General features: G+C 57.3%; 12 protein-coding genes. 3 read left to right on the top strand and 9 right to left on the bottom strand.

Annotation, left to right across the window (positions count from 1 at the left end):
• The first annotated feature begins 6 nt into the window (after positions 1 to 6).
• A complete protein-coding gene (coaE, locus tag NAT49_RS00800) occupies positions 7 to 615 on the top strand; it encodes a dephospho-CoA kinase (RefSeq protein ID WP_285835978.1) in 609 nt (202 codons plus the stop codon).
• Complete coding sequence (gene yacG / locus NAT49_RS00795) at positions 612 to 833, top strand: DNA gyrase inhibitor YacG (protein ID WP_251589594.1); 222 nt, start codon at positions 612 to 614, stop codon at positions 831 to 833. Before coaE ends, yacG begins: the two co-directional genes overlap by 4 nt.
• A gap of 78 nt (positions 834 to 911) precedes the next feature.
• Here the strand turns inward: yacG and NAT49_RS00790 are convergent, their stop codons facing one another.
• Genes NAT49_RS00790 through secA form a run of 3 tightly spaced genes read right to left on the bottom strand, consistent with a single transcriptional unit; the run spans position 912 to position 5,906 of the window.
• Entirely contained in the window at positions 912 to 1,871 is a 960-nt protein-coding gene (locus NAT49_RS00790; RefSeq protein WP_251589593.1) for a Nudix family hydrolase, read from the bottom strand.
• Between the two features lie 50 nt (positions 1,872 to 1,921).
• Entirely contained in the window at positions 1,922 to 3,127 is a 1,206-nt protein-coding gene (gene argJ / locus NAT49_RS00785; protein WP_251589592.1) for a bifunctional glutamate N-acetyltransferase/amino-acid acetyltransferase ArgJ, read from the bottom strand.
• A gap of 31 nt (positions 3,128 to 3,158) precedes the next feature.
• Complete coding sequence (gene secA / locus NAT49_RS00780; protein WP_251589590.1) at positions 3,159 to 5,906, bottom strand: preprotein translocase subunit SecA; 2,748 nt, start codon at positions 5,904 to 5,906, stop codon at positions 3,159 to 3,161.
• Between the two features lie 428 nt (positions 5,907 to 6,334).
• Here secA and NAT49_RS00775 point away from each other — a divergent pair, with 428 nt between their 5' ends.
• Positions 6,335 to 6,811: a DUF721 domain-containing protein gene (locus NAT49_RS00775; protein WP_251589588.1), complete on the top strand. Its 477-nt coding sequence runs from the start codon at positions 6,335 to 6,337 to the stop codon at positions 6,809 to 6,811.
• A gap of 46 nt (positions 6,812 to 6,857) precedes the next feature.
• On the opposite strand, the gene lpxC is transcribed toward NAT49_RS00775, so the two are convergent.
• From lpxC to murC, 6 genes are all read right to left on the bottom strand, one after another.
• Entirely contained in the window at positions 6,858 to 7,772 is a 915-nt protein-coding gene (gene lpxC, locus NAT49_RS00770; protein ID WP_251589586.1) for a UDP-3-O-acyl-N-acetylglucosamine deacetylase, read from the bottom strand.
• Positions 7,773 to 7,920: 148 nt separating this feature from the next.
• Positions 7,921 to 9,099 (bottom strand): cell division protein FtsZ, encoded by a 1,179-nt coding sequence (gene ftsZ, locus NAT49_RS00765; protein ID WP_251589585.1) that lies wholly within the window; start codon positions 9,097 to 9,099, stop codon positions 7,921 to 7,923.
• A gap of 43 nt (positions 9,100 to 9,142) precedes the next feature.
• Complete coding sequence (gene ftsA / locus NAT49_RS00760; protein ID WP_251589584.1) at positions 9,143 to 10,429, bottom strand: cell division protein FtsA; 1,287 nt, start codon at positions 10,427 to 10,429, stop codon at positions 9,143 to 9,145.
• A 233-nt stretch (positions 10,430 to 10,662) separates the two neighbouring features.
• A complete protein-coding gene (locus NAT49_RS00755) occupies positions 10,663 to 11,373 on the bottom strand; it encodes a cell division protein FtsQ/DivIB (RefSeq protein WP_251589583.1) in 711 nt (236 codons plus the stop codon).
• Positions 11,374 to 11,375: 2 nt separating this feature from the next.
• Positions 11,376 to 12,302, bottom strand: a complete 927-nt coding sequence (locus NAT49_RS00750) for a D-alanine--D-alanine ligase (RefSeq protein WP_251589582.1) — start codon at positions 12,300 to 12,302, stop codon at positions 11,376 to 11,378.
• Positions 12,299 to 13,717 (bottom strand): UDP-N-acetylmuramate--L-alanine ligase, encoded by a 1,419-nt coding sequence (gene murC, locus NAT49_RS00745; RefSeq protein WP_251591874.1) that lies wholly within the window; start codon positions 13,715 to 13,717, stop codon positions 12,299 to 12,301. The genes NAT49_RS00750 and murC overlap by 4 nt, the downstream gene beginning before the upstream one ends.
• Positions 13,718 to 13,727: the final 10 nt, after the last annotated feature.

Raw genomic sequence — 13,727 nt, 5'->3', positions numbered from 1 at the left:
CCGTTCATGACGATTACCATCGGTTTGACCGGCGGCATCGGCTCCGGCAAGTCGACCGTCGCCAGACTGTTCGAAGCACTTGGCGTCCCGTGGATCGATGCCGACCAGGTCGCGCGTGATATCGTCCGCCCCGGCGAGCCGGCACTCGAGGAAATCACGGAACGCTTCGGGGCCGACATTCTCGCCGCGGATGGCACACTCAACCGCCGTGCACTGCGCAATGTGGTGTTCGACGATGACCAACGCAGAGCCGAGCTCGAAGCAATTACTCATCCACGCATTCGCAAGCGTTTGAAAACGTTTCTCGAGACGCCAAAGCCGTCACCGTATCAACTTCTGGTGTCGCCGCTGCTGCTCGAAACCACCCAAAAAGCGCTGGTTCAACGCATTTTGGTGGTCGACACGCCGGAACCGCTTCAAATCGCCCGAACCACGCAGCGCGACCGTGTCGACGACGCGCATGTCCGGCGCATACTCGAGGCACAAATGCCAAGAACACAGCGTCTTGCCGCCGCCGACGATGTCATCGACAATCAGGGCGACCCCGATGCGCTGCGCGCGCAGGTCAACGATCTACACGCAACGTACCTCACACTCTGCGGAGCGACTTCATGAGCCAGACCACCAACACGCCCGCCATCAATGTGCACTGCCCCCACTGTGGCACTGACGTTGCCTGGACGGCGGAAAATACCTACCGTCCCTTCTGCTCGAAGCGCTGCCGCTTGATCGACCTCGGCGCCTGGGCCAACGAAGACCATCGCATCGCCGGGGAACCCGCCATGGATGAAACCAATCTCGAGGACTGGCTTGATCCAAACGAGCGCTTCTGACCGACGCTCCATGCGCTCCGCCTAAAAAAACGCCCGAACCATTGGTCCGGGCGTTTTTTATCGACGATTCGATGTGATTTATGCATCGTCCTGGTCGGGCAAAAAGCTTCGAATCGATGCAACACCCTGGGCGCCAACCGCACGGGCGCGGTCGATGTCATCAAGCGTGGTGCCACCAAGTGCGTACACCGGCATGGCGGCGAACTCGACCATCTGCTGAAAGTCGTGCCAGCCGATGGTGACGGCGCCGGGGTGGCTCGGCGTCTCACGGATCGGCGACAGCGTCACGAAGTCGCAATCAAGTTGCGCGGCTTTCGAAAGCTGCTCGTTATTGTGCGTCGAGGCCGACAGCCACTTGTCCGGCCCAACCGGACGTTCCGTGGCCGCCATCAGATCATCACTGGTCAGATGAATGCCATCGGCATCAACGTGCTCGAGCAATTCGGCGCTGCCATTAAGAATCAGGCGCGCTCCGTGCGCGCGGCACAACGACAGCGCCTTCTGCGCGCGCTCGACAAAGTGCGACTGTTCAAGCGATTTGGCGCGAAGCTGAACCAGTAGACCGCCACGGTTTTGCAGCGCATGCGAAAGCATTGCCTCGAACGCTTCGTCATCGTCGGTTTCATCGGTGATGACGTAGGCGTGCGGCAGACCGACCGCGCGAATGATCGGCACGTTGGCCGGCGGGAAGGGATAACTGAACAGCTTGTCGATATCGACCCAGCGCACAGCCTGCCCTTCACGGCCGTAGGGCGAACCTGTATACCCGCGAACTTCCCAGACATCGAGCAGCACGAACTTGTCGGGGTATTCGTAATGCACTCGAATCAGCGGCTGGGCGCGCTCCACCGCAATACCGAGTTCTTCCTTGAGCTCACGCTTGAGCGCTTCCAATCCGGTTTCGTAGACTTCGAGTTTGCCGCCGGGAAATTCCCACAGCCCCCCCTGATCCGCTATCGATGGGCGCCTGGCCAGAAGCACTTGGCCCTGATCGTTGTAAATCGCCGCGGCGGCTACATGAACGCTACGTTTCGGCATTATCCGAAGTTTTCCTGTGGTTAATTCAACATCGGCCCTAAAAGGCGGGCTCAACTGCGATAATCGGCATTGATCGAGACATAGTCGTGCGACAGATCCGATGTCCAGACCCGCTCGGCGTGTGCGCCGCGACCCAGCGCCACACGAACGGTAATTTCCTGCTCGGCAACGGCCTGGCTGCCGGCCTCTTCACTGTACCCGGCCGCCCGCCCACCGTGTTCAGCAAGGCGGACGCCATTGAGCTCGAGCACCACCTTGTCGACGTCCAGATCCGCGACCGGCGCCTTGCCCACCGCCATCAAAAACCGCCCCCAGTTGGCGTCGCTTGCATACAGCGCGGTTTTAACAAGCGGTGAGTGCGCGATACTGAACGCAACCGCCAGAGCCTCGCCCTCGTTGGCGGCTTCCTCGACATCGATGGTAATGAACTTGGTCGCGCCCTCACCGTCTCGGATAATCGCTTGGGCAAGTTCGGTCATGACCGCTTGAAGCGCATCCTTGAAGCGGGTCAGACCTTCTGCATCAAGCATTTGAGTGCGCTGCGTTGCCATCAGCATGCAGGCGTCGTTGGTCGATGTGTCGGAATCGACCGTAATGCGATTGAACGAACGAGTCGTGGTGTCACTTAGAAGCGATTGAAGCGTGTCGTGATCGATACTTGCATTGGTACCGACAAAGGCAAGCATCGTGGCCATGTTGGGGCAGATCATGCCTGAGCCCTTGGCGATACCGTTGATGTGAACGGTTTCTCCGTTGATCTCAAGCGTTCGAGTCGCACCCTTGGGCCGAGTATCGGTGGTCAGAATGCCCCGGCCAGCCGCCGCCCAGTGATTATTGCCGAGCGCATCAAGCGCCGCAGGCAGCGCCGCCTTGATGCGCTCAACCGGCAGCGGCTCCCCGATTACCCCGGTTGAAAACGGCAACACGTTGCCCACCACACCCCCGGCGGCCTCGGCCAACGCCTCACAGCAGGCCCGGGCATCACGTAGCCCCTGATCGCCGGTCCCGGCGTTGGCGTTGCCGGTATTGATCACCAGCCAACGGGGGGCGTCATCGGCCAGATGCCGCTTGGCCACGTGTACCGGTGCGGCGCAAAAGGCGTTTTGCGTGAAGACGCCCGCCACGCGCGTGCCTTCGTCAAGCTCGATCACGACCAGATCGTCGTGCGAGGGCTTTTTGATACCGGCCTGAGCCACACCCAGCTTGATGCCATCGATGACCGGCATCTCGGGAAAATGCGCGCTACCTACTGCCACAGTGACCTCCTTGACTCTGTAAAAACGACGATCAGTTCAACCGACCATGACACTGCTTGTACTTCTTGCCGGATCCACAGGGGCAAGGGTCGTTGCGACCTACCTTGGGCTCTGTGCGACGAACGGTTTCCTGAGCGGTCTGCTCGGCGCCGGCGATGGCCTGTTCGTCAAGCGCCACATCGTCCTCGACGTCTTCGGCATACTCGTTTTCAAGCGTCATTTCGCTGGCGGCCTGCTCTCGTTCGAGCGTTTCCTTGCGGCTGCGCTCGAGCTCATCGACGTCATCGGGCTGACGTACCTGCACGTGGCTCAAGATACGAATCACGTCGCTTTTGATATTTTCAAGCAGCGTCTGGAACAGCTCGAAGGCCTCGCGCTTGTACTCCTGCTTCGGATTTTTCTGAGCATACCCGCGAAGGTGGATACCGCGACGCAGGTGATCCATCGACTGAAGGTGCTCTTTCCAGCGCGTATCCAGCACCTGCAGCATGACCTGCTTCTCGAAGCGGCGCATCACATCCGCGCCGACGGCATGCTCCTTGGCAGCGGAAGCCGAGCTCAGCTGGGCGTGCAGGCGTTCGCGCAGGAGCTCTTCATGGAACTGATCGTCGTCCTTGGCCCATTGAGTCACGGGCGCATCGAGATTGAACTCCTGGGCAAGCGTGTCCTGTAGCCCGTCCAGATCCCACTGTTCCGGCAGGCTCTGAGGAGGCACATGACGGGAAATCGCGCCATCGAGGACTTCGACACGCAGCGCTGCAATGTTGTCGGAGACGTCATCGGAGTTGAGCACATCGTCTCGTTGCTCGTAGATCACGCGACGCTGGTCATTATTGACGTCATCATACTCAAGCAGCTGCTTACGAATATCGAAGTTACGGCCTTCGACTTTCTTCTGCGCCCGCTCGACGGCGTTGGATACCATCTTGTGCTCGATCGCCTCGCCTTCTTTCATTCCGAGCGCGCCCATCATGCGTTGAACGCGGTCAGAGCCGAACAGACGCATGAGGTTGTCCTCGAGCGACAGGAAAAAGCGGGTCGACCCCGGATCCCCCTGACGGCCGGAGCGCCCGCGAAGCTGGTTGTCGATACGGCGTGACTCGTGACGCTCGCTGCCGATCACATGCAGACCGCCCGCCTCGATAACGGCGTCGTGGCGTTCGCGCCAGGCCTGTTTGACGGCAGCCACCTGCTCATCACTCGGGTTGTCGAATTTTTCCAGGTCGTTCTGCCAGCTGCCGCCAAGAAGAATGTCCGTGCCGCGCCCGGCCATGTTGGTCGCAATCGTGATTGCCCCGGGCCGACCGGCCTGAGCGATGACTTCGGCTTCACGGGCGTGTTGCTTGGCGTTGAGCACGTTGTGTGCGACGTCCTGCTTGCGCAGAAGCTGAGACAGATACTCGGAACTCTCGATCGAGGCCGTACCTACAAGCACCGGCCGGCCTTTTTCAACGTTTGCCTTGATGTCTTCGATGATGGCGTTGTACTTGTCGATGGTGGTCATGTAGACCAGATCATTGCCATCCTTTCGCACCATCGGCCGATTGGTCGGAATGACCAGAACGTCAAGGGTATAGATCTGACGGAATTCGAAGGCTTCGGTATCGGCGGTGCCGGTCATGCCGGAAAGCTTGGTGTACAGGCGGAAGTAATTCTGGAAAGTGGTCGAGGCAAGCGTCTGACTTTCCTTTTGAACCGTGACCTTTTCCTTGGCTTCCACAGCCTGGTGCAACCCTTCGGACCAACGGCGGCCGGGCATGGAGCGCCCGGTGTGCTCATCGATGATCACGATTTCATCGTTGGACACGATATAATCGACGTCACGCACGTACAGATGCTGGGCTCTGAGCGCCGCATGAACATGGTGCAGGAGCCCAAGATTCTGCGCAGCGTACAGGGAGTCTTCCTCGGCCAGCAGCCCGGCTTCACGCATCAGTTCCTCAACGCGCTGATGGCCAAGCTCGGTCAGCTCAACCTGCTTCTGTTTCTCATCGAGCGTGAAATGGCCGCTTTCCGGGTCTTCTTCATCGGTACAGGCTTCCAGATTCGGAATCAGACTGTTGATTCTCGAATACAGGTTGGTGTCTTCATCCACCGGCCCGGAAATGATCAACGGCGTGCGCGCCTCGTCGATCAGAATCGAGTCAACCTCATCGATCACGGCAAAGTTCAGTTTTCGCTGAACCTTGTCTTCAAGCGAAAAGGCCATGTTATCGCGAAGGTAATCAAAGCCGAATTCGTTATTGGTGCCGTAAACGATGTCGCAGGCGTAGGCCTGACGTTTTTCAAGCGGTATTTGGCCTGCATAGACCACACCGACCGTCAGGCCGAGAAATTCATACAATGGACGCAGGGTTTCGGCATCACGGGTAGCCAGGTAATCGTTGACCGTGACCACGTGGACACCCTCACCGGACAGCGCATTGAGATAGACCGCAAGCGTTGCCACCAGCGTCTTGCCCTCACCGGTCTTCATCTCCGCGATCCGGCCTTCATGAAGGGCCATGCCGCCGATGAGCTGAACGTCGTAATGACGCATTTCCATCAGGCGGCGCGTGGCTTCCCGAACGGTCGCAAACGCCTCGGGAAGCACCTTGTCCAGTGATTCACCGTCCGCTACCCGAGCGCGGTATTCGTCGGTTTTTGCCCGTAGCGCAGCATCATCCAGTGCCTTGAAGGACTCTTCCTTTTCGTTGATCGATGCAACGACCTTGCGCATGCGCTTGAGTTCGCGCTCATTCTTGCTGCCTACAAACTTGCGTACTAAACCGGTGAACATCCGTTTGTCCTGTCTTGATAAAATCGTAAAGGCGTTAAATGGGCATGAGCATGCGCTGCGGCGGGCCTCTGCGAGACAGAAGAGTCATATCATGTTCAAGACGCCACACTGTAACCATGTGAGTGATGTTCGAGCTCAAGCACGTTTTTGAGCTGCAGCGAGGCCGGGTATTCTTACTCGGATACCGCGTAGCATGCGTCTGCCTGGATGTTGCCAGCGCAGAAACGAGCGAGGCATAGATACCAAATGTGCTCGTCACATCACCGACGTCGGTGACACGCGTTCGAGCCAGTCCAAACGGCAGCAGACACCCGAACAACAAGCTGGCGAGCCAGGCGGTTCGGCTACGACTCAGGGCGCAGAGATGGCTGTCAGAAAACCCTCGGAACATGATAGATTGCTATGATCTCTCTTAAGGCAATAGGGCCATGAGTATAAAGGCTAAGAACCGACGCGCCCAGCCCGCGTCTCAATTGATGTCGACACATCAGCGCGGACCCATGGCGCTTCTGATGAAAAAGGCGCATCTATTGGGCCTCATTCAGGATGAGCTGGAAACTCTGTTACCGGAGGCCGCCAAGGGGCATGTTTTCGTTGGCGGGTATTCAGAAGGCCGCTTGACGCTCATGACCAACCGCGCCGCGCATCTGACGTGGCTGCGCTACGAACAACCACGCCTGCTGACGCACCTGAAAAAGATCACCGGCCTCGAAGCGCTCATGGGTTTCAACCTGAAGGTTCGCCCGATCAAAACATTCAGTGCACCGCCATCACAGCCACGCCGCATGGATGAACACGCTGCAGCAAATCTCATGGCCTGCGCGGAAGAAGTAAGCGACAAGCGCCTTAGGTCATCGCTCGAACGCTTGGCTCGACGCGCCAAAAGCTCAGACGACCTCTCATAAAAAACGCCGGCATAAGCCGGCGTCATAAAAGGGTCACGTTTACCGTTTAAACTGCGAATGCAGGTGAGGTATAGGAAATAGGTGCCGCGGCTTCTTCATTTTCAAACGTGACCATTTCCCAGGCGTCCGTCTGCTTCAAAAGCTCACGAACCAGCTGATTGTTAAGCCCATGGCCGGATTTATAGCCACGGAACTCTCCGATCAATCCATAGCCCATCTGATAAAGATCGCCAATCACATCAAGGATCTTGTGCTTGACGAACTCATCCTCATAGCGAAGACCTTCCTCATTCAGAATCCGGTAATCATCGACAACAATGGCATTATCCAGGCTTCCACCCAGTGCAAGATTACGCTCGCGCATGGTTTCCAGATCCTTCATGAAACCAAAGGTACGCGCTCGGCTCACTTCCTTGACAAACGACGTGGTTGAAAAATCGATGCTGGCCGTCTGATTTTGCTTTGCAAATACCGGATGATCGAAATTGATGGCCAGGCTGACCTTGAAGCCATTGTGCGGAATGAAGCTTGCGTACTTGTCACCGTCGGAAATTGAAACTTCCTTGGTGATACGAATAAACTTCTTCGCCGCGTTCTGCTCGGCGATACCAGCCGACTGAATCAGAAACACGAACGGGCCTGCACTGCCATCCATGATGGGCACTTCGGCCGCACTGAGCTCGACGAAGACGTTATCGATTCCAAGCCCGGCAAGTGCAGACATCAAATGTTCGACCGTTGCCACACGCACATCGCCATCGACCAGCGCAGTACACAGCGTAGTATCCTGCACATTTTCAGGATGCGCCTTGATGTGAACTGCAGGCTCAAGGTCGGTACGCACGAATACGATACCGGTATCCACGGGCGCCGGGCGCAGTGTCAGATATACCTTATCGCCCGAATGCAGACCGACGCCAGTTGCACGAATTGTATTTTGTAGTGTTCTTTGAGAGATCATAGGTGAGTGACCCACTTTGGATTCAAACGGTTGTTTACCATGTTATCAGGATGCCCGGAGAGTCACAACGAACACTGTTCGATAAAATGTAATTAAACTTATCCGTCTATAGCGAAACGCCCCGCAATGCGGGGCGTCAGGCATTTACTCAATCGGCTTTACGCCGCAAAAAGGCAGGAATATCAAGATAGTCATCCAGCTCGCTCGATGATTTCTGACGCTTTCTGGCCGCCTCATCATCCTTCTCAACGCGATCGCGATCCGCCGTGCGAGCAGCAGTCTGTGGCTTACGGTAATCACTTGCCTCACTTCGGCGAGCGGAGCCGGCGGATGCAGAGGCACGCTGCGAAACAGTACTGCGCTGATCGGCCCCATCGAGACCCGCAGCCACCACCGTTACACGCAACTCATCAGACATATCCATATCGATCGAGGTACCTACCACGATCGTGGCATCCTGGGATGCGAATTCCTGAACGGTCGCACCAACATCATTGAACTCACCGATCGACATATCAGGGCCCGCTGTAATGTTGACCAGAATGCCCTTGGCACCGTTGAGGTCGATGTCTTCCAGAAGCGGAGAACGGATTGCCTTTTCAGCAGCTTCACGAGCGCGATTTTCACCCGTAGCAGTTCCAGAACCCATCATGGCCATACCCATTTCGGACATGACAGTTCGAACGTCGGCAAAGTCGACGTTGATAATGCCGGGGCTGGTAATAAGCTCTGCAATGCCCTGAACTGCCCCCAGCAATACATCGTTGGCCGCGCTGAACGCCGTAAGCAGGCTCGCGCTCTTGCCGAGCACCGTAAGCAGCTTTTCATTGGGGATGGTGATCAGCGAATCGACGTGCTCGGAAAGCTCCTTGATGCCTTCCTCGGCCACTTTCTTGCGTTTGGGGCCTTCGAACGGGAACGGGCGTGTGACGACCGCCACGGTTAGAATTCCCAGTTCCTTGGCAACCTGGGCAACGACAGGTGCACCACCAGTCCCGGTGCCACCGCCCATGCCGGCTGTGATGAAGACCATGTCCGCACCCTGCATGAGCTCAGCGATTCGCTCACGGTCTTCCATTGCTGCCTGGCGACCAACCTCGGGGTTGGCACCGGCACCAAGGCCTTTGGTGATTTCCGTGCCCAGCTGCAATACCGTCTTGGCCGCGACACGCTTGAGCGCCTGAGCATCCGTGTTTGCACAGATAAACTCGACGCCTTCGATGTTGCTTTCCACCATGTGGTTGACGGCATTACCACCACCGCCACCGACACCGATCACTTTGATGACGGCGCTGCTGGAAGGTGCATTATCGACTAGTTCGAACATGAGTCCCGTCTCCTGTGACTATCATCGATAGCCCCTGAAGTAGTTAAAAGTTTCCTTTGAACCAGCGTTTCACTTTCTCCATGGGAGAAAGCTCATCCTGAACCTGGTTGCGTTCGGTCGGATACTTGCGCGATGGCTGCTCGCGAGGCGGTCGACGTGACGACCTGTTTTCCGAATTCGCCTGTTTGATGCCGTATTGTAAAAGCCCGACCCCGGTCGAATAAATCGGGTTCCTGACCACGTCCGCAAGGCCGCGGACATTTTGAGGGCATGCAATACGCACCGGCATATGAAAGATTTCCTCGGCCAGTTCTGCCACGCCTTCCATGCGCGATGTACCACCCGTCAATACAATTCCCGCAGCGACCAAATCCTCGAAGCCACTGCGTCTTAATTCCTCGCGTACCAAGGTAAAAAGTTCTTCATATCTTGGTTCGACGACCTGAGCCAGCGCTTGCCGGGAGAGATCCCGTGCGGGCCGATCCCCAACGCTTGGCACTTTGATCGTTTCGTCGTTGCTGGCCATCTGAGTCAGCGCGCAGGCATATTTGACCTTGATGTCTTCTGCGTACTGCGTCGGCGTTCGAAGCGCCATGGCAATGTCGTTGGTGACCTGGTCACCTGCAATCGGAATAACCGCAGTGTAGCGAATGGCCCCCTCGGTAAACACCGCGATATCGGTCGTGCCACCACCAATGTCTACCATGCAGACACCAAGCTCACGCTCGTCCTCGGTCAATACCGCATGACTCGAGGCCAATTGCTCGAGGATGATATCGTCAACCTCAAGGTTGCACCGGTGAACGCACTTTTCGATGTTCTGAACAGCATTAAGCGCTGCAGTCACCAGGTGAACACGGGCTTCCAGCCGAACACCCGACATGCCAAGAGGCTCACGAATCCCTTCCTGGGTATCGATGGCATATTCCTGAGGTAACACATGCAAGATGCGCTGCCCTTCTGAAATCGCTCTCGCCCGGGCAGAGTCAATGACGCGCTCGATGTCATACGGAGTCACTTCGCGCTCTTTGATCGCAACGACACCATCGGAATTCATCGAACTGATGTGGCTGCCTGCAATGCCGACATACACCGAATGAATATCGCACCCGGCCATCAGCTCGGCTTCCTCGACGGCACGTTGAATGGACTGGACCGTCGACTCGATGTTGATCACGACGCCCTTTTTCATTCCGCGCGACGGATGAGAGCCGATGCCTACAATTTCAAGACCGCCGTCATCAGAGGGCTGCCCGACAATTGCAACCACCTTGGATGTTCCGATATCCAGCCCGACAACCATATTGGATACGTTAGGTTCTCCTGCCATAGGTCGGGCTTACTCCTTATCCAGCTCAATGCAACTATTAAAAACGCCAAGGCCCACCATCATCCAATGATAAATGTGCCAAATACAACATATATAATGTCGAGAATACGGCGATTAACGTCTGAAAGAAATACCTTTAACCAAACCAAACGTATAATTTAACGCAATCACGCAGCTTTTTACTTAAGTTAATACAATGGTTTTAAAAACCGTAAAGTACTAATTCTTAAACCCTATCCGGCAGTCGCACTAGTACCGTGCCAGGAAACGGCGATTCCATTTGGATAACGCAGATCTATGTAGCGAATGTTTGAACTGCGATCCTTCAAATCACGCTGCCAGGCGGCGATAAATCGCTTGAGTCGCTGCTCGCGATCCGTACGACCAATCATCACCCAAAAGTTATCATTTATTTGAAACCGCCATGCACCGCGAGGCTCCAATCGAAGCTGCGATATCGACATGTCGAGCGGCGCCAGTGTGCTCTTGAGATCCTCGAAATACGACACCACTTCAGAGCCACTGCCAGGCGGCCCGCCTAGATGAGGAAGATCCCCTGCCGTTTTGACCCCGCGCATATCGAATGCCCGGCCTTCCCGGTTAAGCAACTCACCGTCCTGCCAGTAGGCAATGGGGCGCTGCTCGGTCAGGTGAAAGACCAGCGTCGATGGCCAGCGCCTCGAAATCTCGGCGCTTTTTATCCAGCTGATCGAACTGGCCTCATCCTTCAACGCATTAAGATCGACCGATAGCCATGTCTTGCCACGCACCAACGGCGTCAGCCGCTCATTGAGGTAATGCTGATCGATGTGCGCCAGGTCACCTCGGATCGCGATACGCGCAACCGGTTTATCGAGCCAGAGCCAGAGCGTTCGACCGCCCGCACCGATCAAGGCAACGATCAAGACCAGCCCGAGCAGACGATTGGACACCACACCCGCCATGGCTAGGCCTCGCTCGTAAGCGTCGTCGCCAGCACACGACACACCAAGGCATTGAAATCGATACCTACGTGATGTGCGGCTTGAGGGACGAGACTATGACCGGTCATGCCGGGCGAGGTATTGACCTCGAGCAGCCAGAAGCCCCCGTCGTGATCACGCATGACATCGACCCTACCCCACCCTTCACAGCCGATGGACTCAAAAGCCTGTACGCTGAGCGTCGAAAGACGCTGCTCGGCATCGGCGTCGAGACCGCACGGCAGGAGATAGCGCGTCTCATCGGAAAAGTACTTGGCCTCATAATCGTAGAACCCGCCTGGCGCGACCACACGAATCGCAGGCAGTGCCTGGCCGTCAAGTACCGCGACCGTATACTCCTCGCCTTCGATGAAGCGCTCGGCCATGACCTCATGGTCAAATTTCAGGGAAGCCTCGAAGGCAGCTTTCAGCGCACTCTCATCGCGCACGATGGTAAGCCCGAGCGTCGAGCCTTCATTGACCGGCTTGATCACCATCGGAAGCCCGATCCGCTCACTTAGAGCACGCCAATCCGTATCGAGTGTCAAACGCTCGCTCAAGGGCGTTGGCAGCCCTTCTGCCGCCCAGACCCGCTTGGTGCGCATCTTGTCCATACCGAGCGCCGACGCCATGACCTTGCTGCCGGTATAAGGAATGCCCAAAAGCTCGAGTGCGCCTTGAAGCGTGCCGTCTTCTCCGCCGCGACCATGAAGCGCAATGAATACCCGGTCGGGTTCGAGCGCCATCAGCCCCGGCAAGCCTTCGGCAAAATCGTAGCCAATGACGTCGACGCCCTGGGCCTCGAGCGAGGCCAGCACGGCCTTGCCGCTCATCAATGAAACTTCACGCTCCGACGACGTACCGCCGTAGAGCACCACGACTCGCCCGAACCGGTTCACATCGTCGGTCATGACACGTTCTCCTTCTCGAAGTTCAACTGACAGCGCGCAAGCGATGCGCTGATGCCCCCGATATCCCCGGCCCCCTGGGTGATCAGGATATCGCCATCACGCAAGACGTTTGAAAGAAGCGTTGCAAGCGCCGTCTTGTCTTCGACAAAAACCGGATCGATCTGACCGCGCTGGCGGATCGACCCAGCCAGCGCCTTGCTGTCTGCCCCGGCAATTGGGGCCTCGCCCGCGCTGTAGACGTCCATCAACAAAAGCGTATCGGCCTTGGAAAGCACACGCACGAAATCCTCGTAAAGATCGCGCGTGCGACTGAACCGATGCGGCTGATAAAGCATGACCAACCGGCGGTCGGGCCACCCTTCGCGCACGGCCTTGATGACCATGTCAACCTCGCGGGGATGATGGCCGTAATCGTCCACCAGCATCACACGCTCACTGCCCGCGCGTCCCGGAAGCTCGAATTCGCCATGCACCTGAAACCGTCGGCCGACCCCCTCGAAGCTTTCAAGCGCGCGCAAAATGGCCGCATCGGACACACCCGCGTCACACGCAACTGCAATGGCCGCCAGCGCATTCAACGCATTGTGCTTGCCCGGCATGGCAAGGCAGACCGGCAAGGGCTCACCCGCGGGCCGCTGGACTGTGAACCGAACCACACCGGCCTGCTGGGTGAACTCGGTAATCCGATAATCCGCATCCTCATCGAAGCCATACGTCACAAACTGACGCTGAATGCTGGGCATGAGTGCTTTGAGCACCGGATCATCCAGACACAGGACAGCCAGCCCGTAAAACGGAAGGTTATGCAGGAACTCGATGAACGTGTCCTGCAGGCGCTGGAAATCACCGTCATAGGTTGCCATGTGATCGGCATCGATATTGGTCACGATCGCCGTCATCGGCTGCAGATGCAAAAACGAGGCGTCCGATTCATCAGCCTCGGCCACCAGATAATCACCTTCACCGAGGCGCGCATTGGTTCCAGCGCTGGTCAGACGGCCACCGATCACGAAGGTCGGGTCAAGCCCGCCCTCGGCCAGAAGCGTTGCGGTAAGGCTGGTGGTCGTGGTCTTGCCGTGTGTGCCGGCAACCGCGATGCCGTTTCGAAACCGCATCAGCTCAGCCAGCATTTCGGCCCGACGCACGACCGGAATACGGTGTTCGCGGGCGTAGGCCACCTCGGGGTTGGTCGGGTCGATGGCCGTGGACACCACGACCACATCAACCTCATGGGCGTTCGCGGCTTCGTGGCCAATATAGACACGAATGCCACACTCGCTCAGGTGCTGAGTGACGGCAGACGCCTTGACGTCACTGCCGCTGACCTCGAACCCTTGTGTGCACAGCACTTCAGCGATACCGCACATGCCCGACCCGCCGATGCCGATAAAATGGATCCGACGAATGCGGCGCATGCCGCTGCGT

The organism is Larsenimonas suaedae (assembly GCF_023712105.1).
Taxonomy (GTDB): Bacteria; Pseudomonadota; Gammaproteobacteria; order Pseudomonadales; family Halomonadaceae; genus Larsenimonas; species Larsenimonas suaedae.
This window is presented reverse-complemented; position numbering and strand designations above follow the sequence as displayed.